Genomic DNA, 21178 nt, shown 5'->3' with positions numbered 1-21178 from the left:
TAAAGGTTTTGCTTTTGCAGATTTTCCAGTATTTGAAATCTAGTCTACAGAAGTCGCGTGTTGCTTGATATTCTACAGACGTTTAGTATACTTCTAATGTAGTGCTTAATAGTGAAGATACCGGTTATAATGTTGAAATTATTGAATTCTACAGGTCTATGTGTTTATAAATATAAAAGGCCCAATATCGCAAGATATTGGGCCTTTTATATTTGATTTGATTTGTTTTTTTAAGATTCTGCTAAAGGATTTCTTTGTGCTCTGATGATAAAGAAAAGTCCGATAATGATAAAAGGGATACTCAGCCATTGTCCTGTTGAGAAAATACCTAATTCGTTCTCAAAACCACCTTGACTTTCTTTTACAAACTCTACAATAAAACGAACTACAAATAAAAGAACTAAAAATAATCCAAATAATAAACCGGATTTAAGTCTTGCATTTGTTTTCCAGTACAAGAAATAGAGAATGGCAAAAACAAAAATATAAGCAATACCTTCATATAATTGTGTTGGGTGTTTTACAGGAACCTGAGCTAATAAATGAGCAAATTTAGGATCTGTTGCAATTGCTGTATAAGCCGCTTTTGGATCCGCAATACCTGTTGCGTTTACAGCTTCGGATTTGCTGAATTGATCGTGTAAAAAACGAATTCCAAATGCAGAATCAGTTTCTTTTCCAATGATTTCAGAATTAAAAAAGTTTCCTAAACGAACAAATATAGCACCACTGGCTACCGGAATTACTACTCGGTCTAAAATCCATAATAACGGACGTTTTAAGATTTTCTTGCTGTAATAATACATCGCAATGATAATGGCGATTGCTGCACCATGACTCGCTAATCCCTGAAAACCTGTAAATTCAAATTTTGGCTCAAATCTAAAAGGTAAAAAGATTTCTAGTAAGTGATTTCTAAAATATTCCCAGTCATAAAATAATACATGTCCTAAACGGGCACCTATTAAAGTAGCTAAAACAGTCCAGACAAATAAAGAATCTAATTTGTCAATTGATTCATTTTCGCGCTCGAAAATCTTTTTCATTAGGAACCAGCCTAAGCCAAAAGCGATTACGAACATTAAACTGTAATAACGAATCATAAAAAATCCTAAATCGATTCCCTCTGAAGGATTCCAAATGATATTTAAGGAGTGTGCCATATATTAAATTGTTTTTTTAGTATTGTAAAAATAAATATTAAAAGTAGAGAACCTCTTTATATAAAGTTAATGTTTATGTGAGCATTTCTTTTCCGGAACAGGATCGTAGCCAGTTCTTCCCCAGGGATGACAACTCAAAATTCGTTTCATTCCAAGATACCCTCCATGAAATAATCCATGAGTTTGCAAGGCCTGAATCATATAGGTCGAACAAGTAGGTTCGAACCTGCAACTCGCCGGTGTAAAGGGGGAAATTGCCGTTTGATAAAAGCGAACTAATAAAACAAATGGAGTCGTTACTTTCATGATTTATTAGAAAATAAATAGATTATATTGAAAAGCTTGTACCTTCTTTTCCGTCTTTCAACTGAATGCCTAAGGCAATCAACTGATCGCGAATCTGATCAGAAAGGGAAAAGTTTTTATCAGCTCTGGCTTGATTTCTCATTCCGATAAGCATGTTGACAACGCCTTCTAATTTGTCATTATTTGCATCGGCAGCTTTCTCGTCGCTTAAGCCTAAAACATCAAAAACAAAAGCATTAACTGCACTTGTGAATGCGTTTAGATCTTCAGCAGAAATAGTTTCTTTGCCTTCTTTTAATAAATTGATATAACGAACAGCTTCAAATAATTGTGCGATTAAAATAGGAGTATTGAAATCGTCATTCATAGCGTCGTAAGACAATTGTTTCCAGGAAGCAATATCAATTGAGCTTGTTGCGCTTGCAGAAATACCTGGCAGAGCATCAACAGCTTCCATTAATCTTTTGTATCCTTTTTCTGCAGCTACAATGGCATCATCAGAAAAATCTAAAATACTTCTGTAGTGTGCCTGTAGCATAAAGAAACGAGTTACAGATGCTGAAAAAGCTTTACTTAAAATGTTATTATCTCCGCTTAAAATTTCGCCTGGTAAAATGTTATTTCCAGTCGATTTTGCCATTTTCTTTCCATTTAAAGTGAGCATATTGGTGTGCATCCAGTAATTTACAGGAGATTGACCAGTGCAGGCTTCGTTTTGAGCGATCTCACATTCGTGATGTGGAAATTTTAAATCCATTCCACCTCCGTGAATATCAAAATGATTTCCAAGATATTTGGTACTCATTGCTGTACACTCTAAGTGCCAGCCAGGGAAACCATCACTCCACGGTGAAGGCCATCTCATGATGTGTTCCGGTTCAGCTTTTTTCCAAAGTGCAAAATCCTGAGGATTTCTTTTGTCAGACTGACCATCAAGATCGCGGGTGTTGGCAAGCATATCTTCGATATTTCGGCCACTTAGAATCCCGTAATTATTGGTTTCGTTATATTTTACCACATCAAAATAGACCGATCCGTTGGCTTCATAGCCAATTCCGGTAGCGATAATTTTTTTAATGATTTCGATTTGTTCAATTATATGCCCGGTAGCAGTTGGCTCGATACTTGGTGGTAAAAAATTAAAAGATTTCAGGATATCATGAAAATCTACTGTGTAGCGCTGCACAACCTCCATAGGTTCTAATTGCTCTAAACGTGCTTTTTTGGCAATTTTATCTTCACCTTCATCCACATCATCTACAATATGTCCAACATCTGTAATGTTTCGAACATAGCGAACTTTATAATCAAGGTGTAAAAAGTACCTGAATATCACGTCAAAGGACATAAAAGTTCTCACATTTCCTAAGTGTACATTGCTATAAACCGTAGGTCCGCAAACATACATTCCAACATTTCCTTCATGGATTGGCTTGAAATTTTCTTTTTCACCCGAAAGTGAATTGTATATTTTTAGATGTTGACTAGTGTATAGTGGCATATTCGTTTTTACTGTTTAATCGTTTATTTGTTTAACCGTTTATTTGTAATTGCTAAACCGTATAATCGTTATTAAATGACTATTTTTTATTCTTTAGAAAGATAGTATTTTTTTAAGCTATTTATCTGATTGCAGATTCTTTCAATCTTCTCTCTGGATTCTGTGTAATCAATATCAGATATGAAATTTAAATCTTTTGAAATAATTAAATGATTTAAAGTTTCCATTGCTGACGAGTATGAAATTGACAAAAAATGAGCTTTATCCTTATTCGTATTTCTCGAAGTTCCTTCTGCAATATTGGTAGCAATTGAAGAGGAGCTCCTTTTTATCTGAGAAGTTATTCCGAACAATTCATTTGATGGAAATTTACTAGTTAATTTATAAATATCCAAAATAAACATTCTGGAGTTTTGCCAGACTTCTAACTTTTCAAATGAAAAAACATACATTCTTTTTTTATTTAATTGTTGATTTGTTTAATCGTTTAGTCGAAAATTAAAATTTAGTGATGAAGCGATTAAACAAATTAACGATTTACCGATTAAATTAAAATTGTGTATCTAATTTAATATAGTCTAAAAACTCTCTTTTTGTTTGAGGATCTTTGAATTTTCCACCAAATTCAGATGTTACAGTACTGCTTTCGATATCTTTAATTCCTCTTGAATTTACACAAAGGTGTTTGGCATCAATAACGCAGGCAACATCTTCTGTACCTAAAGCTTTTTGTAATTCCTGTACAATTTGCATGGTTAAACGTTCCTGAACCTGAGGTCTTTTTGCATAATATTCTACAATTCGGTTCATTTTTGATAAACCAATAACTCTTCCACTGGAAATATAAGCTACATGAGCTCTTCCTATGATAGGTAATAAATGGTGTTCGCAGGTAGAATAAACGGTAATGTTTTTCTCGACTAACATTTCACCGTACTTGTAATTATTGTCAAAAGTTGAAGCTTTTGGCTTTTTTGTAGGGTTAAGACCTCCAAAAATTTCTTTTACAAACATTTTAGCTACTCTGTTAGGAGTGCCTTTTATGCTGTCGTCCGTTAAATCCATTCCTAAAGTCTGTAGGATGTTTTCAACATCTTTTTTTATTTTTTCTATTTTTTCTTCATCACTTAAGTCAAATGCATCCTGTCTTACAGGATTTTGTGCGTTGCTGCTAAAATGATTGTCTCCTATTTCGTCTAAAAAATCTTCGTTATTTATCATTAAAAACTACTATTAGTATGGGTATATCTTTTTAAGGCGGTAAAGATAATTAATAAAAAGCAAACCTTTTCTATCGTTTTTACTATTTAATTGATGCTTTCGGATATAATTTAAATTAAAACCAAATTGCTGCTTTTTGTAAAATACAAAAGACAATAACATAGTCTGTTATTGTCTCTTGAAGTTATTTGCTTTTTGTTATTATTTTTGGTTGTAAACTAAAAGTGCTTCTTTTAAAATGTTTACAGCAGTAACTAAATCTTTTTTATTGAGTACATAAGCAATTCTGACTTGATTTAGTCCCATTCCAGGAGTCGAATAAAATCCGGCAGCGGGGGCAACCATGACAGTTTCACCGTTAAGGTCATAACTTTCTAAAAGCCATTGTGCAAAATCATCGGCACTGTCAATGGGCAATTGTGCGATACAATAAAATGCACCTTTTGGTTTCTTAACAATTACGCCTTCAATTTTATTTAATTCGGTAATTAAAGTATCACGTCGGCCTTTATATTCTGAGATTACTTCATCGAAATAGCTCTGTGGTGTATCTATTGCAGCTTCACAAGCAATTTGCTCTATTGTAGGGGGGCTTAAACGTGCCTGGGCAAATTTCATTACGGTTGCCAGAACATCTTTGTTTTTCGTAACCAGACAACCAATCCTCGCGCCACACATGCTATAACGTTTTGAAACCGAATCGACCATGATCACGTTCTGTTGTACGTCTTCAAGATTCATTACAGAATAGTGAACATCATCTCCGTCGTATAAAAACTCACGATATACTTCGTCAGCAATCAAATACAAATCATGCTTTTTGATTAGACCTGCTAATTGCTTAATTTCAGCTTCTGAATATAAATAACCTGTTGGATTACCAGGGTTACAGATTAAAATAGCTTTAGTTTTTGGCGTAATCAATTTTTCCACCGTATCAATACTTGGTAAAGCAAATGCAGTTTCGATTGTCGAAATTACAGGAACTACAGTTGCACTTGTAGATGATGCAAATGCGTGATAATTAGCATAAAAAGGTTCAGGAATAATAATTTCATCTCCCGGATCTGTAATTGTGGCTAATGCAAACAACAAGGCTTCAGAACCACCAGTACTAATAATGATGTCTTCTGAGTTAACATTTACGTTTTGACGTTGGTAAAATTGAGCTAATTTTTTTCTATAACTTTCATATCCCGCAGACGGGCTATATTCTATAATAGTTAAATCAATATTTTTTACCGCCTCGATGGCCACTTCGGGTGTCTTGATATCCGGTTGACCAATGTTTAAATGATACACTTTTTTCCCTTTTTGTTTTGCAGCATCTGCAAAAGGAGCAAGTTTGCGTATCGGTGATTCGGGCATGTTTCTGCCTTTGTGTGAAATTGTTGGCATGAGTTTTATTATTGAAGTGCAAATTTGCATTTTTTTTTCGAATTTAACGTAAACATTACGGGTACTTATTAAAATGTAACAATTATCAATATTTTTAGTAATTTTATCATAAAAAATTATCAATGAAAAAATATTTCATGTTGTTTTTTGGGCTTTTAACATCTTTTTCACTTTTAGCTCAAAGTGATTTTTTGATCGAAAAGCACAGTAGGAAGGCTACCATTCCTTTTAAATTGATTAATAACCTTGTTTTTATTCCGATAAAAGTAAATGGTATAGAATTAAATTTTTTACTGGATTCCGGAGTCGAAGAAACTATTTTGTTTAGTATGGAAGAAAAACAAGAAGTTAGTTTTAAAAATATTGAGAAGATAAAATTACGCGGATTAGGAAGCGAGGAGGAAATAGAAGGTTTGAAATCGACAAATAATACTCTGGAAACACATGGTTTGAAATCCAGCAATCATTTGCTCTATATTATTTTAGATCAGAATTTTAATTTATCCTCACACATAGGTATTCCTGTAAATGGTATTATTGGTTATAAATTTTTTAAAAATAACATTGTAGAAATCAATTATCAGAAAAAGAAAATAATTGTTTATTTGAACAATGAAGAAACCCGCAAAAAACTGAATAAAAAGTTTAAAGTGGTTCCTATAACCATAGAAAGATCCAAGCCTTATATTTATGCTAAAGCTGTTGTAGATAGTGTAGCGATACCTGCAAAATTACTAATCGATATTGGCAATAGCGATGCTTTCTGGATTTTTGAAAATGATAAAATAAAATTGCCTAAAAAGAACTTTCCTGACTTTTTAGGAAAAGGTTTTAGTGGTGATATTGAAGGACATCGTGCTAAAATTGATAATTTTTTAATAGACGAGTTTAATTTTAAAAAACCAATTGTTTCCTTTCCTGACTCGAGTTCTATCCGAAATGTAAAAATGGTTCCGGATCGTATTGGTTCTGTTGGTGGAGAAGTTTTAAAACGATTTACATTAGTCCTGGATTATGCCGATAAGAAATTATACCTTAAAAAAAATAACAAATTTTCGGAACTGTTCACTTATAATAAAAGCGGAATCACCGTTCAGCACAACGGTCTGCAATGGGTACAGGAAACTGTTCATTTAGAAACGGTTAAAGTAGCCACATCCATTGAGGAAACAGGGTATAATGATAAAAAAGATGGTGATTTTAAATATAAGTTTTCACTAAAACCGATATATGAAATTGTAAATATTCGTAAAAATTCAGCTGCCGAGAAATGCGGATTACAAAAAGGAGATATTATTGTGAGTATCAATAATAATATTCCTTATAAATATACGCTCCAGCAAATCAATGCACTTTTAAAATCGGAAGAAGACATTTGGATTACTCTTGAAGTCGAAAGAAATAGTCTTATTTTAAAGTTTAGATTTAAGCTTGAAGATGAACTATAAAAGATGGATTTGTAATTAAATAAAATTTGAAACAAAATGGGTTATTAGTGATGGTTATTTTTGTATTTGTTTAAATTTTGTGAAAATTTAACTATTAAATTGAGTTTTTTGTTCAATGAATGTTATTATTTTATTATGTTTATAAAAAAATAACGTTCATGGTTGAAAACTACACTAATTTCTTACGATTTGTATTGTTTTTTGTTTTTTTATCGGTTTTGCCTTCACAAATGTATGCACAATGTGCAGGGAATGATGCACAAAAAGTAATTTGTGATATTCAGAATTCAGCTCATCAAAACCTTTCTTTATTTTCATTATTAGGAGGTTCTCCAACTCCGGGAGGAAAATGGACAGACGATAATAATTTTAGAGGTCTGGATTCCATTACCGGGAATTTGAATGCACAACTTATTAGAGAAGGTGGTGTTTACCATTATACCTATACTGCTCCGGATGTTGCCGGATGTGCAAACAATACAGCGACAATAACACTTACTATTGGCGCTTATGTAGGAGTTGGATCTAAAGCCACCGTATGTAGTAGAGAGGGAAGTTTTAATCTTTTTACGGCATTTGATAGTACCGTTATGGGGCCGCATGAAAACGGAACCTGGCGAGATGCTGCAGGCAGGATTTTGGGATCACCTTCAATTGATATTAGATATATTACAACCCAAACAGAAACACGTCAATTTACGTATGAGGTGCCACTCGTACCCGATTGCCCTTCTACACCACTAATTACAACTGTATATGTCACCATCGTAAGAACACCTGAAGAGGGAGTACCACAAGAATTAATATTATGCGGAACTACAGGTTTAGACAGTTATACCAATTATGATATGTTTGAATCACTTCTTGGTGAAGATAAAGACGGTGTTTGGAAAGGTCCTGATATTACTTCACGATCAGATCATAATATTAATCTTAAGCAATTGTTTGATAAGTATGGAGCGGGCGACTTGAATTTTACTTACACCGTTTTTGCGGTTCCTAACCAAAACGTTTGTACAGACCGAACTGCGTTTGTAACCATTACACTCGAAAAAAGAATTGATTTTACAGGTACACAAATTGTTGTGCTTAAAGATATTTGCGAAAGTGAGATGGCTACTGCTACTTATTCTGCAAAAATTACAGAAGGTCCTAATGGTATTCCTGACGGAGAATATAAAATTACTTATAATGTCGCAGGTCCAACGGGAGGATCAGAAACTGTAACGGTCAATTTCCTAAACGGAGTAGTTAATTTTCCAATTAAATCTGCATATTTTCAAAGTGTTGGTAAGTTTACTGTCAACGTTACAAGTATTATTCCAACGGCCGGCCCAAAAAAGTGTGTCACTATATTTAGTCCTTTTTCTTATGATTTAAATATTTCTCCGTTGCCGCGTTTAGATAATGCCGTGATAACTGCCAGCCCAGTTTGTCAGAACGAGATTGCAACAATTCAAATTTCGAATGCAACTCTTTTAGCCAATGGCAAGTATAGTATCGTTTACAAAATCAATGGCGATAATGCAGCGACAGCGCAAACGGCCACTATAATAGCTGTTGGAGGGAAAGCCAGTTTTGAAATCCCCGGAAACCTGAACGTAAAAAGCGGATTATCGGTAATTACAATTACTAATATCACCAATATTACAAATCCAACCCCGCAATGTAGTAATACAGCAAATGTTACAGGAAACCTGACAATTAATCCTTTACCTGTTGTTACAAATGTAAAAGTAGTGGTCAATGATGATTGTTTAAACGGAGTTTTTACTGTTAGTGTTTCAGGTTTAGGAACTTTAGTAAAAGTGAAACTTTCTTATGTGCTTTTAGATGGTAATACTTCCACAGAGCAAATTGTCGATTTAACGGTTTTAAACGGAAATGCCAGTTTTGTAATTCCGACAAGTTTACTTGTAAATACAGGTTTAACTGTAATTTCGGCTACTTATTTAACGAATGATATTACGGGTTGTGGCAGTATTTTGGTCAATATATTAGATAGTTTTTTAGTCAATCCAATTCCATTGGCACCAGTTGTAGTTGATCCTCCTGATTTTTGCAAAGTAGACAGAGCAACAATTGCCAATTTAACACCGCGTGGTCCTCAATATAAATGGTATAATTCTGCTGCGTTAACCACGCCACTTGCAGATACCTATATTTTAAAAACTGAAGACCTATATGTTACCGAAACTTCTGCGTCAAATTGTACATCGCCAGCCAGTATGATTTCAATAGTAGTAAAAGATACTCCCGCGCCAACTTTAAATCCGGACGGACAAAATTTCTGCGGTTTAAAAAATCCAGCAATTTCAGATCTTTCAAAAGCAACAAATGTGCCTTCAACAGTTGCCTGGTATGATGCTCAAAATAATGGTAATTTATTAGCTTCGACTACTTTGCTTATCGATAAAGCAACTTATTATGGGTATGATCTTTCAAGTGTGACCGATTGTATTTCGGATAGTGTTCTGGAAGTCACCGTTTCATTAATCGATTGTGATCCTGAGCAATATGCGTTTTTTATTCCGGACGGATTTTCCCCAAACGGAGACAATGTAAATGATACTTTCAGAATTCCTGATATTGAATTTTTATACCCGGATTATACGCTCGAAATTTTCAATAGATACGGAAATGTAATGTTTAAAGGAAATGCAAACAAACCAAATTGGGACGGAAGAAATTCTGAATCAGCTGGTTTTGGTGACGGAGTTGCACCAAACGGAGTCTATTTTTATATTATTAATTTTAATAAGGATAATAGAAAAGCACAACAAGGCCGACTTTATTTAAACCGATAATTTCTTTTTTATATTATTTAATATAATGCTCAAATGAAAAAAATAATACTTTTTATATCCTTTCTCTTTTATATAACATCAGTTTCGGCGCAACAAGATCCGGAATACACACATTATATGTACAATATGAGTGTTGTAAACCCGGCCTATGCAACAGGAGTTCCTGCGATGTTAAATCTCGGGGGATTGTACAGAACACAATGGGTTGGAGCGGTTGGAGCACCCAAAACATTTACTTTTTTCGGGCATACCGCTGTGACAGATAAGGTCGAAGTAGGAATTTCGTTAGTGTCTGATGATATAGGTGATGGCGCTAAAAAAGAAAATAACTTCTATGCTGATTTTGCTTATGTCTTAAATCTGGGAGGGAAAAATAAACTTTCGTTAGGGTTAAAGGCAGGTTTTACGTCATTACAAACCAATTTTAACGGATTCAAATTTAGTGACCCCGAAACAGATTTGGCTTTCGCCGATAATATAAATGTAACCAGACCCAATATAGGAGTCGGTGCCTATTATTTTAGAGATAATTTTTATGTAGGGCTGTCAGCCCCCAATTTATTAAGTTCTAAACACATCGAAGAAAAGTCCGGAATTAATGCGTACGGATCAGAAGCTATTCATACTTTTTTGACCGCAGGATATGTTTTTCAGATCAATGATATGGTCAAACTTAAACCGGCATTTATGTCAAAGTTTGTAACAGGAGCGCCAATTTCTGTAGATCTTACGGCCAATGTTTTATACAACAACAAATTTGAGTTGGGTGCTGCTTACAGAATAAATGATGCAGTAAGTGCTTTAATGAATATCAATGTTACACCATCGCTTAGGGTAGGATATGCTTATGATCATACACTTTCGAATATGGGGCAGTTTAATTCGGGTACGCACGAAATTATGCTGCTTTTTAATTTGGATTTGCTGGGAAAAGGATATGATAAATCACCAAGATTCTTCTAAAATGAAAAATATGAAAAAACTACTCGTTATTATATTCGTATTTTCAATACAGTTTATACATGCTCAGGATCTTGAATTGGCAAGGGCCAAACGATTTTTTGACAAAACGTATTACAGCGAAGCAATTGTTTTATATGAAAAATTAGCGGAGAAAAAACCTTCGGAGGAAGTCATAAAGAACCTTGCCGACTCTTATTTTTATACCAATGATTTGATCAAAGCCCAACGTTATTACAGGTTTTTAATTCAAAATTATAAAAATGATTTAGATCGAAATTATTATTTCAGATATGCTCAGACTTTAAAAGCAAGCAATAGTTATGAGGATGCAAACGAAGCCTTAAAAAAATATTATGCAAAATCTGTCAATATTGATGCTGTTGCCAATTTTGAAAAAGAGATTAAAACATTAGAAAATGTCACAGCAATCGGAAAACGATTTGATATTAAAAACTTAGCGATAAACACGCCAAACTCTGAATTTGGAGCGGTAAAATACAATAATGATCTGGTTTTTGCAGGAGTAAAATTAAAACCGGGATTGTTTGATAAAAAATTCAAATGGGATAATGAAACCTATTTGAATTTGGTCGAAATTCCATTAAAAAATATTAATTCGGCTGACTCCACAGTGCATTATTTTGCTAAAGAATTAAAAACGGGAATGCATGAAGCGAATGCTGTTTTTACTAAAGATGGCAAAACGATTTATTTTACCCGTAATAATTCTAAAAAAGACAGTAAAAAAACCAACGATCAGAAAATTTCGAACCTTCAAATTTTTAAAGCTGAATTGGTTGACGGAAAATGGACTAATGTAAGCGCACTTCCGTTTAATAGTCCTAATTATTCGGTTGAACATCCTGCTTTAAGTGCGGATGAAAAAGTATTGTATTTTGCGTCAGATATGCCGGGAACATTAGGTTCGTTTGATATATTTTCGGTGAATATCAATAAAGGAGCTTTTGACACGCCAAAAAATTTAGGTCCGGCTATTAATACCGATAAAAGAGAACAATTCCCTTTTGCTTCAGCAGATCATAAACTTTACTTTTCTTCTGATGGGCATTTAGGATACGGATCATTGGATGTTTTTGTTTCAGAAATTAACGGAAACGAATATTCTAAACCTGTAAATATTGGTTTGCCTTTAAATTCGAATTTAGACGATTTCTCTTTTTATCTGGATTCAGATACAAAGGAAGGTTTTTTTGCATCGAATAGAGAAGGAGGTAAAGGAAGCGACGATATTTATTGGTTCAAAGAAATTAAAGAATTAATTGTAGAAGATTGCAAACAATTTATTGCAGGAACAATTACAGATATTGATACCAAACTGGCTTTAGAAAATGCAATTGTAATAGTGCAGGATTCAGATAAAAAGATTTTGAATACGATTATTACAGGTGCAGATGGAAAATTTAGTTTTACAGTAGCTTGCGAAAATTCTTTTACGGTTTTAGCTTCTAAAGAAAAGTATACAAGTGAATCTAAAATAGTATCGTCCGGAAAAACCAGAAATGCAAGTAATGATGCTTCGATGGCATTAAAATCGCTGGAAGTTATTAAACAAGAAGAACAGGAAATTGCCGAAACCAAAAAGAAAGAAGAAGAACTTGATAAAGCACGCAAAAAAGAAAAAGAAGCTCTAGCAGTTATTGCATTAAAAGAAGCGCAGAAAAAAGCAAAAGCCGATCAGATTGTAGCAGAAGAAATTAAGAAAAAAGAAAAAGCAGCAGAAATTACCGAAAATGAAAACAAGAAAAAGGAAAAAATAAATCAAATTATTGCTCTGGAAAAAGATGTGGTAAGAGACAAAGACAGATTGATTATTAAAACAGATCCTATTTATTTTGACTATAATATGTGGTACATCCGTAAAGAATCTAAAGTTGTTTTGGGACGCGTTGTAGAGCTGATGAAGAAATATCCTGACATGGCTATTGAAATAGGATCGCATACAGATTGCAGAGGTAATGCAAAGTTTAATGAAGATTTATCTCAAAAAAGAGCCAATTCGACCAGGGAATTTATCATACAATCAGGTATAAATGCCAAAAGAGTTCATGCAAAAGGTTACGGAGAATCAGTTCCCATAATCAAATGTAAAACGGATGACGCTTGTTCAGAAGAAGAACACGAATTGAACAGAAGAAGCGAGTTTGTGATTCAGAATTTATAGACTTAGTTACGTATAGTATGTTAGCCTAACAGGTTTTTAAAACCTGTTAGGTTTTTTAAATTTTAATTCGGAAGCCTTTCGTTTACTTACTTTTTTTATTTAACTTTATATGGTAACAATGAACTTAAAATATTTAATTATGAAAAAACTAGTGATATCTTGTTTGCTTTTGTCTTTCGTTGGACTGCAGAGTTGTAAAAAAAATGAAGAAAAAAAAGAAGCTGCTGAAGTCGATGCTGAAAAAACCGTAAGTACTCAATGCTATAAAGCAGTATATGAAAAAGATACTATTGATTTGAAATTGAATACTTTAAAAAACGGAAAAATAGGTGGGAATATGTCGATGAAAGTTGCTAATTCACCAGAAAAGGTGGGAGACATAAAGGGAGAATTTCGTGGGGATACTTTATTTGTAGACTATACTTTTGTTGAAGTAACCAATAAAAACAAAACATTCAAAAATCCAATGGCATTTTTAAAACGAGATAATAAACTGATCTTGGGTAACGGAACGATGCAAACGACTATGGGAGTGACTTATTTAGTAAAAGATAAACCAATTGATTTTGATCGTGTAAAATATAAATTTGATAGCGCTGAATGTGCTGACAAATAAAAACAGATATCCGGATCGATTTTTTGTCTAATTTTTAAACTTTAAAAAAGATTTGACGATCTGAAATTTTATTATTTATACAAAAAACCGACAGGTTTAATTATAATATATTTACAAAAAAAGCCGTTTCTTAATTAAGAAACGGCTTTTTTACTATTTTGAGACTTTAGATTTTTACAAAACTTCACCTTTAATTTTTAAGGCAACTCTGCCATCAGGGTAGTTCACAGCATTGGTTTCAACTGTAATTGTCTTACGAATTGGACCGGAAACCATGTTGTATTTTACATCAATTTTACCTTTTTTACCAGGCATCACTGCTTCTGTAGGTTTTGTGACAACTATAGAACTTACTGAGGATTCTGCTCCTGTAATTAATAGAGGTGCATCTCCTGTGTTTGTAAATTCAAAAGAGCGAACTCCGTTATCACTTTTAGAAATTTTACCATAATCAATGGTATTGTCTTGGGCTGCAAAATCAATTTTTGGGCCGTTTTGTGCATAACCTATTGCGCTAAACAATACGACTGCAATAAAAGAGGCTACATTTTTCATTTTGAAATTGTTTTTAAGTTGTAAGTAAATATACATTCTTTTAATTAACACACAAATTATTAATTCGCTTTTTATAGTGTACTTAATTATTTACTTTTGTTGTCAAATATAATTACAAAAATTAAACCAATTTTGTTGTTTAATTGTTTAATCGTTAATTCGTTTAATCGAGAAACGATTCACAAAAGCTGTTATTACAGTAAAAACAATTGAACAATTAAAAGGTTAAACAAAAAAACGATTAAACAGTTAAACGATTAAACAAACCTATTTAAATGACAATTCCAGCACAATTTGACGCTAAGACGATTGAGAATAAATGGTATGATTACTGGATGAAAAACAACTATTTTCATTCAGAACCAGATCACAGAACGCCGTATACTATTGTAATTCCGCCTCCAAACGTCACTGGTGTCTTGCACATGGGACATATGTTAAATAATACAATTCAGGATGTTTTAATTCGTAGAGCACGTCTTAAAGGTTTCAATGCTTGTTGGGTTCCGGGAACAGATCACGCCTCTATTGCAACTGAAGCAAAGGTTGTAGCAAAATTAAAAGCAGAAGGAATCAATAAAAATGATTTGTCCCGTGAGGAATTTTTAGCACACGCCTGGGAATGGACACATAAATATGGCGGAACAATTCTGGAACAGCTTAAGAAATTAGGTGCTTCATGCGATTGGGAACGTACTAAATTTACGATGGATCCTGACATGTCGGCAGCTGTAATCAAATCATTTGTTGACCTATATAATAAAGGATTAATTTACAGAGGATACCGAATGGTAAACTGGGATCCTGAAGCTAAAACGACTTTGTCTGACGAAGAAGTTATTTATGAAGAACAACAAGGAAAATTATTTTTCTTAAAATATAAAATAGAAGGATCAGAAGATTTCCTGACTATTGCGACAACACGTCCGGAAACTATTTTTGGAGATACTGCGATTTGTATCAACCCAAATGACGAACGTTTTACGCATTTGAAAGGTAAAAAAGCGATTGTTCCTATTTGTGGTCGTGTAATTCCTATTATCGAAGATGAATATGTAGATGTAGAATTTGGGACAGGATGTTTGAAAGTAACTCCTGCTCACGATATGAACGATAAAACATTAGGAGAAAAACACAATCTTGAAATCGTTGATATTTTTAATGAAGATGCTACATTAAATAGTTTCGGATTGCATTATCAGGGAAAAGACCGTTTTGTGGTTCGTACCGAAATTGCAAAAGAATTAGAAGAAATTGGAGCTTTGGCAAAAACCGAAATCCATTTGAATAAAGTTGGAACATCTGAAAGAACCAAAGCGGTAATCGAACCAAGATTATCAGACCAATGGTTCCTGAAAATGGAAGAATTAGTAAAACCGGCAATCAATTCAGTTTTAGTTGATGGTGATATTAAATTGCACCCAAAACGTTTCGAAAATACTTACGCGCATTGGTTAAACAATATTCGCGATTGGAATATCTCTCGCCAATTATGGTGGGGACACAGAATTCCTGCTTTTTATTACGGAGACGGAAAAGAAGATTTTGTTGTAGCTGAAAACATCGAAGATGCCTTAAAATTAGCTCAGGAAAGAACTTCAAACTTGAAACTTGAAACAAAAGATTTAAGACAAGATGTTGATGCTTTAGATACCTGGTTTTCGGCTTGGTTATGGCCAATGTCAGTTTTCGATGGAATTGTGAATCCTGAAAACGAAGATTTTAAATATTATTATCCAACAAATGACTTGGTTACAGGTCCGGATATTTTATTTTTCTGGGTTGCCAGAATGATTATTGCAGGTTACGAATATGCAGGCGAAAAACCATTTACGAATGTATACTTAACAGGTTTAGTACGTGATAAACAGCGTCGTAAAATGTCTAAATCATTAGGAAATTCTCCTGATCCTTTAGACTTGATCGAAAAATTTGGTGCAGATGGTGTTCGTGTAGGATTGCTTTTAAGCGCTTCTGCCGGAAACGATATTATGTTTGATGAAGAATTATGCCTACAAGGAAAATCATTCACTAACAAAATATGGAATGCTTTTAAATTGATCAAAGGTTGGGAAGTTTCTGAAACAATCCCACAACCGGAATCATCAAAAGTGGCAATCGAATGGTACGAAGCGAAGTTGCAACAAACCTTGGTTGATATTGAAGATAATTTCGAGAAATACAGAATTTCAGATTCATTAATGGCAATTTATAAATTGGTTTGGGATGATTTCTGTTCTTGGTTTTTAGAAATGATCAAACCGGCATATCAACAACCAATTGATAAAACAACGTTCGACAAAGCAATCGAAATGTTAGAAAGTAACTTAAAATTACTTCACCCGTTTATGCCTTTCTTAACAGAAGAAATTTGGCATTTAATTGCAGACAGAACTCCGGAAGAAGCTCTAATTGTATCAACTTGGCCAGAATTAAAACCTTTTAACGCAGGTTTAATTGCTGATTTCGAAAGTACAATCGAGGTAATTTCAGGAATTAGAACGATCAGAAAAGATAAAAATATTCCGTTTAAAGATACTATCGAATTAAAAGCTATCAACAGCGAAAGTCTTTCGACTTATTTTGATACAATCGTAACGAAATTAGGAAATATTACTGCTTTCGAATATGTTTCTGCCAAAGTAGATGGAGCATTATCTTTCCGTGTAAAATCAAATGAATATTTCATCCCGATTTCTGGAGGAAATATTGATGTTGAGGCTGAAGTTGCAAAACTAACGGCAGAGTTGGTTTACACGCAAGGTTTCTTAAAATCAGTTCAGGCAAAATTATCAAACGAGAAATTTGTTGCCGGAGCACCAGAGAAAGTCCTGGCAAACGAAAAACAAAAAGAAGCGGATGCTTTAGCAAAAATTGCTACAATCGAGCAAAGTATTGCTGGTTTGAAATAAGAATAAACTAGTCTTTTTTAAGATATTCAAACCCGACAGGTTTTTAAAAACTGTCGGGTTTTTTGTGTCAAAATTTTTCGCCACGAATTCACGAATTATTATTTCAAATTTTTAACTTGAAGCTTTAATTCGTGAATTCGTGGCGATAAAAAAGTATCAATTATTTCTTCCTCCTCAAAATCAAAAACAAAGGATATGAAGCCAAAGTAATGAATACGATAATGATAAAACTTTTAGGATCGCTGTAAACAAAACCCATTAATAATGCAATTGAAGCTATAATAGCTATAATTGTGGTATAAGGATACCAGGCAGAGCGATAAGGTCTTGGTAAATCAGGTTCTGAGATTCTAAGTTTGATAAGCGAAAAATAAGCTAATCCCCAAACGATAATAGAGGTAAAGGCTGCAAATGAAAACAAGACTTCAAACGAACCAATATAAATCAGGAATAAACTGAAAAGGGATGAAACCAAAAGTGCTACAATTGGCGTTCCGCCTTTATTAACTGCTGTTCCTTTTTCGATAAAAAAACCATCACGACTTAATCCGTACAAGATTCTGGGCGGAATCATCATGAAAGCGTTCAGAATACTGATTAAAGAGAAAATAGAAATCACAGTTACGATAATCGCTCCGTTTTTCCCAAAAATGACATTGGCAACATCGGCTGCAGCCAAATTTGATTTTGCTATGGTTTCTATTGGTAAAACATGAAAAAATGCCACATTCAATAATACATAAATTGCAATGACAAGTAATACACCGCTAAACAATGATTTCGGAATATTTTTGCCCGGATCATTATTTTCTTCCGCAAAAAAGCAAACACTGTTCCAGCCATTATAAGTTCCGATGATGAGTTGAAGTGATTTGAAAAATCCAAATACTAAACCAATATGAACTAGTGAATTGTCTTTTGGAATTGGTGCTAACTTCACGCCTGTATACATGAAACAAGCAACAAGCAAAGCAAAAAAGCAAATGACTTTTAATAAACTTGTAATTTGCTGAATGACGCTTCCGTTTTTTACGCCGCTTAGATGTAATAATACAAAAGCGATCAAAAGCGAAATCGCCATTTCGGTCGAGTAATTTCTAAGACTTGGAAATAAAATAATAATGTATTCGCTGATTACAATACAGTAAAAAGCAGGCGGAATAACATTAGTAATATAATCGAACCAACCGGACAAGAAACCGGCATATTCGCCCAAAGCTCTTTTGATATAATTGTAAGATCCTCCGGCTTTAGGTAACATTGTAGCCAGTTCTGCATACGAATTAGCACCTATTAAAACAAATAAGCCACCAAAAAGCCACGAAGCAATTACGAGCCAATAATTATCTAATAATCCTGCAATCGCGCCGGGTGTTCTTAAGATTCCAACTCCTATTGTTCCTCCAATTAATACGGCAATATTAAAACTTAAGCCTAAACTTTTCTTTAATTGGTTTTTCTTGGAATCTGACATTTTCGAATTTTTATTAGTGCAATTTAAAGTATATGTACGGCAAAAGTAATACAATTACAATGACTTTATTATAGAAAGGAAAAAACCTCATTTATTGTTAAATGAGGTTTTAAGTTGATCTAAAAACCAAAGCTTCTTCTGATTTTCAATAAATGAAAACACAGAAAAAGCCTTGGTGTATTAAAAATCTAATTCAAATTTTTAGAATTTGTATCTTAAGCTTGTCATAACCTGACGTGGCGCTATCGGATTCACACTATAATTTTCGTGAACAGTATAATTTAACTCATTTGTAATGTTCGATAATTTACACAAAATTGAAATTTTTCTCCACTCATAACCTAAAGAAGCATCAATAGTTGTGTATCCTTGTAACGGAATATCACGATCTCTAATCGTTATAATGTATGCTGGATCCGGCTTTGGATTTGCAGGAGTTGGTTTAACTTCTGTCCATAAATAATCATCATTCCAACCTCCGGTACGGTCACCTACATAATTGGCAATAGCTCCAAAAGTTAATCCTTTTAATAAGCCCTCTGGCAATTTGTAGAAGAAGCTTAAATTGGCGGTGTGTTTAGGAGTTCTCGCTAATATATCGCCCACTACAAGACTTCCGTTTGTACCTGATGATTTCGATACTTTAGTTTCATTAAAGCTATAACCAGCCAAAATATTCAATCCTAAAACAGGATTTGCAGTTATATCTATTTCGACACCTTTTCCTTTTGTAGCACCTACTAATTCTTTGAAATTGGTGTTAGCATTTTGTGTTACACCATCGGCTAAAAATTGCGCAGTTTGTGCCAGATTGTTATTTGATATTTGATAAACAGTAACGTTTGTGCTCAAAAGACCTTTCCAGAAATCTTTTTTAATACCCACTTCATATTGGTCAATAATCGAAGGATCTAGCGGTTTTGAATCTACTGTTGTTCCGGTATTTGGTGTAAAAGAGTTCGAATAACTTGCAAAAAGTGATAAATCAGTCGTTGGCTGAATTACTAATCCTGCTTTAGGCGAAAAAGCTTTGTTTAAGGTTTTGGCTCCGGTAACTGGAAGTGCATTTTCGTAAGCAGCTGTAATAACATTTACATTGCTTCTCTTCTCGATTACTTCTTTTGTAGTTGTAGCTTCGGCTTGTTGCCATGACCAACGTAATCCTGCTAAAACTTTTACATATTGATTGATCGAAACCAAATCTTGAAAATAAGCTCCAAAACGTTGTGTTTCTGTACTTGTTAATTGAGTAGTTCTTGAAGGGTAAGGAATAACCTTATTTTGCGTGCTGTAATCGTAAGTATATAAGTTTATAGCTGTAGCTTCTGTTGTTATGAGGTCTGCAGGTTTTGCCGGATCATAGAATCCAAAAGTATAACTTGGAGCCAGAGAATTTTCGTAATCAACTCCCGTAAATATCTGATGTTTAATGCTACCCGTATTAAAAGTTCCTTGCAAACTCAATTGATCGCCAAATATTTGTTCTGCACCATCCGCTTTTGTCAAACCACGTTTCCAGTTTCCATTGGCTTCAACTGTACTTAACTGTGCTGTTGAAGTTTGAGTTCTGCGGTAAGATTGATAGGAAGAATTAAAATTTAATTTCCAGTTTTTATTAAAATCATGATTAAACAACATCGAAGCACTGGCAGATTTTGTATTTGCTGTTGACCAAAGTGAACCGAAAAATTCGTTGCGAGGTAAATCTAAAATTGTTTTACCAACAATTCCTGTACCAAAATCCGGAGTCCAGTCTGCGCTTAAATAATCTCCTTGTACTGTAATTTGTGTTTTATCTGAAAGATGAAATAAGAACGAAGGGTTAACATAAATACGTTCGTTTTTTACGTAATCTCTAAAACTTTCTGAGTTTTCGTAAGAAGCGATAAATCTGTAAGCTATAGACTTGTTTAACGGTCCGTAAATATCTAAAGTTGGTTTGTAGAAAGAATAACTTCCCATTTGCATCGATATTTCGCCACCTTGTGTAAATTTTGGAGTTTTGGTAACCAAATTCATAATTCCACCAGGAGCTACATTTCCGTATAATAAAGCGGAACCTCCTTTTAAGAATTCTACTTTTTCTAAAGAAGAAACCTCTGGTATTGAACCTGCATTGTAACGAAAGCCATTTTTAAACATATTATTGGCAGACATATCGTAACCTCTCGAGAAAAAAGATTCCTGTGCGCCACCACGAGCAGAGCCTACATAAACTCCGTTAAGGTTTTTTACCACTTCACTTAATCTGATCGCTTGTTGTTCTTCTATAATTTCACTCCCAATGATTTGAACACTCTGTGGTAAATCCATTACTTTTATTCCTGAACGGGCTGCTTCGATAGGTTTTTTAGGTTTATTGGTAGTAATAAAAACTTCATTCAGAATTTCTCCTTTCTTATTTTTTACAGTATCAGTTGCAGTCGAAGTATTTTCTGCAGCGGCATACTCCTGACTATAAGATGCAAAACTTATCAAACATAGTGCTAATAGTAAATTATGTTTCATGGCTTATTTAGATTTAATAAAAATAATTTTCTGCAAATATAAGGGCACATATATGTTTTAACAAAATTTAACATGATATTTTATTACTTAAAACTTACTTAGTTTTATCTTAAGATTTGCTTAA

15 protein-coding genes are annotated in these 21178 nt (G+C 33.7%); 6 read left to right on the top strand and 9 right to left on the bottom strand.

Going from position 1 to position 21178, the window contains the following annotated elements; translation table 11 throughout:
* Window positions 1-230 precede the first annotated feature (230 nt).
* From lgt to ACQY44_RS17890, 6 genes are all read right to left on the bottom strand, one after another.
* Window positions 231-1163, bottom strand: a complete 933-nt coding sequence (gene lgt / locus ACQY44_RS17915) for a prolipoprotein diacylglyceryl transferase (RefSeq protein ID WP_428231666.1) — start codon at window positions 1161-1163, stop codon at window positions 231-233.
* Between the two features lie 66 nt (window positions 1164-1229).
* Window positions 1230-1469 (bottom strand): membrane protein insertion efficiency factor YidD, encoded by a 240-nt coding sequence (gene yidD, locus ACQY44_RS17910; RefSeq protein ID WP_428231665.1) that lies wholly within the window; start codon window positions 1467-1469, stop codon window positions 1230-1232.
* A 22-nt stretch (window positions 1470-1491) separates the two neighbouring features.
* Complete coding sequence (gene cysS, locus ACQY44_RS17905; protein WP_428231664.1) at window positions 1492-2970, bottom strand: cysteine--tRNA ligase; 1479 nt, start codon at window positions 2968-2970, stop codon at window positions 1492-1494.
* A gap of 86 nt (window positions 2971-3056) precedes the next feature.
* Window positions 3057-3422, bottom strand: a complete 366-nt coding sequence (locus ACQY44_RS17900; protein ID WP_428231663.1) for a four helix bundle protein — start codon at window positions 3420-3422, stop codon at window positions 3057-3059.
* Between the two features lie 97 nt (window positions 3423-3519).
* The gene (gene folE, locus ACQY44_RS17895; protein WP_428231662.1) at window positions 3520-4191 is read right to left on the bottom strand and encodes a GTP cyclohydrolase I FolE; all 672 of its coding nucleotides are present in this window, start codon (window positions 4189-4191) and stop codon (window positions 3520-3522) included.
* 201 nt (window positions 4192-4392) lie between these two features.
* Window positions 4393-5589, bottom strand: a complete 1197-nt coding sequence (locus ACQY44_RS17890; protein WP_428231661.1) for a pyridoxal phosphate-dependent aminotransferase — start codon at window positions 5587-5589, stop codon at window positions 4393-4395.
* A 122-nt stretch (window positions 5590-5711) separates the two neighbouring features.
* On the opposite strand from ACQY44_RS17890, the gene ACQY44_RS17885 reads away from it, so the two are divergent.
* The 5 genes from ACQY44_RS17885 to ACQY44_RS17865 all read left to right on the top strand — a co-directional run bounded on the left by ACQY44_RS17885 (window position 5712) and on the right by ACQY44_RS17865 (window position 13605).
* On the top strand, window positions 5712-7037 hold the full coding sequence (locus ACQY44_RS17885) for a PDZ domain-containing protein (RefSeq protein ID WP_428231660.1): 1326 nt from the start codon (window positions 5712-5714) through the stop codon (window positions 7035-7037).
* 158 nt (window positions 7038-7195) lie between these two features.
* Entirely contained in the window at window positions 7196-9844 is a 2649-nt protein-coding gene (locus ACQY44_RS17880; RefSeq protein WP_428231659.1) for a gliding motility-associated C-terminal domain-containing protein, read from the top strand.
* A gap of 33 nt (window positions 9845-9877) precedes the next feature.
* A complete protein-coding gene (locus ACQY44_RS17875; RefSeq protein WP_428231658.1) occupies window positions 9878-10807 on the top strand; it encodes a PorP/SprF family type IX secretion system membrane protein in 930 nt (309 codons plus the stop codon).
* Window positions 10808-10817: 10 nt separating this feature from the next.
* A complete protein-coding gene (locus tag ACQY44_RS17870) occupies window positions 10818-12989 on the top strand; it encodes an OmpA family protein (RefSeq protein WP_428231657.1) in 2172 nt (723 codons plus the stop codon).
* Window positions 12990-13128: 139 nt separating this feature from the next.
* A complete protein-coding gene (locus ACQY44_RS17865) occupies window positions 13129-13605 on the top strand; it encodes a hypothetical protein (RefSeq protein ID WP_428231656.1) in 477 nt (158 codons plus the stop codon).
* Between the two features lie 174 nt (window positions 13606-13779).
* Here ACQY44_RS17865 and ACQY44_RS17860 read toward each other — a convergent pair whose 3' ends face one another.
* Window positions 13780-14160, bottom strand: a complete 381-nt coding sequence (locus ACQY44_RS17860) for a DUF1573 domain-containing protein (protein ID WP_428231655.1) — start codon at window positions 14158-14160, stop codon at window positions 13780-13782.
* Between the two features lie 275 nt (window positions 14161-14435).
* On the opposite strand from ACQY44_RS17860, the gene ACQY44_RS17855 reads away from it, so the two are divergent.
* Entirely contained in the window at window positions 14436-17072 is a 2637-nt protein-coding gene (locus ACQY44_RS17855; protein ID WP_428231654.1) for a valine--tRNA ligase, read from the top strand.
* Window positions 17073-17232: 160 nt separating this feature from the next.
* Here ACQY44_RS17855 and ACQY44_RS17850 read toward each other — a convergent pair whose 3' ends face one another.
* Together ACQY44_RS17850 and ACQY44_RS17845 are read right to left on the bottom strand one after the other, a co-directional pair.
* Window positions 17233-18546, bottom strand: a complete 1314-nt coding sequence (locus ACQY44_RS17850) for an APC family permease (protein WP_428231653.1) — start codon at window positions 18544-18546, stop codon at window positions 17233-17235.
* A 201-nt stretch (window positions 18547-18747) separates the two neighbouring features.
* On the bottom strand, window positions 18748-21054 hold the full coding sequence (locus ACQY44_RS17845) for a TonB-dependent siderophore receptor (protein ID WP_428231652.1): 2307 nt from the start codon (window positions 21052-21054) through the stop codon (window positions 18748-18750).
* Window positions 21055-21178 lie beyond the last annotated feature (124 nt).

The organism is Flavobacterium sp., from assembly GCF_965277525.1.
Classification (GTDB): domain Bacteria; phylum Bacteroidota; class Bacteroidia; order Flavobacteriales; family Flavobacteriaceae; genus Flavobacterium.
This window is presented reverse-complemented; position numbering and strand designations above follow the sequence as displayed.

Excerpts from the sequence above, each read along its gene's own strand:
- lgt (WP_428231666.1), bottom strand. The coding sequence starts at position 1,163 with ATGGCACACTCCTTAAATATCATTTGGAATCCTTCAGAGGGAATCGAT.
- yidD (WP_428231665.1), bottom strand. The coding sequence starts at position 1,469 with ATGAAAGTAACGACTCCATTTGTTTTATTAGTTCGCTTTTATCAAACG.
- cysS (WP_428231664.1), bottom strand. The coding sequence starts at position 2,970 with ATGCCACTATACACTAGTCAACATCTAAAAATATACAATTCACTTTCG.
- ACQY44_RS17900 (WP_428231663.1), bottom strand. The coding sequence starts at position 3,422 with ATGTATGTTTTTTCATTTGAAAAGTTAGAAGTCTGGCAAAACTCCAGA.
- folE (WP_428231662.1), bottom strand. The coding sequence starts at position 4,191 with ATGATAAATAACGAAGATTTTTTAGACGAAATAGGAGACAATCATTTT.
- ACQY44_RS17890 (WP_428231661.1), bottom strand. The coding sequence starts at position 5,589 with ATGCCAACAATTTCACACAAAGGCAGAAACATGCCCGAATCACCGATA.
- ACQY44_RS17885 (WP_428231660.1), top strand. The coding sequence starts at position 5,712 with ATGAAAAAATATTTCATGTTGTTTTTTGGGCTTTTAACATCTTTTTCA.
- ACQY44_RS17880 (WP_428231659.1), top strand. The coding sequence starts at position 7,196 with ATGGTTGAAAACTACACTAATTTCTTACGATTTGTATTGTTTTTTGTT.
- ACQY44_RS17875 (WP_428231658.1), top strand. The coding sequence starts at position 9,878 with ATGAAAAAAATAATACTTTTTATATCCTTTCTCTTTTATATAACATCA.
- ACQY44_RS17870 (WP_428231657.1), top strand. The coding sequence starts at position 10,818 with ATGAAAAAACTACTCGTTATTATATTCGTATTTTCAATACAGTTTATA.
- ACQY44_RS17865 (WP_428231656.1), top strand. The coding sequence starts at position 13,129 with ATGAAAAAACTAGTGATATCTTGTTTGCTTTTGTCTTTCGTTGGACTG.
- ACQY44_RS17860 (WP_428231655.1), bottom strand. The coding sequence starts at position 14,160 with ATGAAAAATGTAGCCTCTTTTATTGCAGTCGTATTGTTTAGCGCAATA.
- ACQY44_RS17855 (WP_428231654.1), top strand. The coding sequence starts at position 14,436 with ATGACAATTCCAGCACAATTTGACGCTAAGACGATTGAGAATAAATGG.
- ACQY44_RS17850 (WP_428231653.1), bottom strand. The coding sequence starts at position 18,546 with ATGTCAGATTCCAAGAAAAACCAATTAAAGAAAAGTTTAGGCTTAAGT.
- ACQY44_RS17845 (WP_428231652.1), bottom strand. The coding sequence starts at position 21,054 with ATGAAACATAATTTACTATTAGCACTATGTTTGATAAGTTTTGCATCT.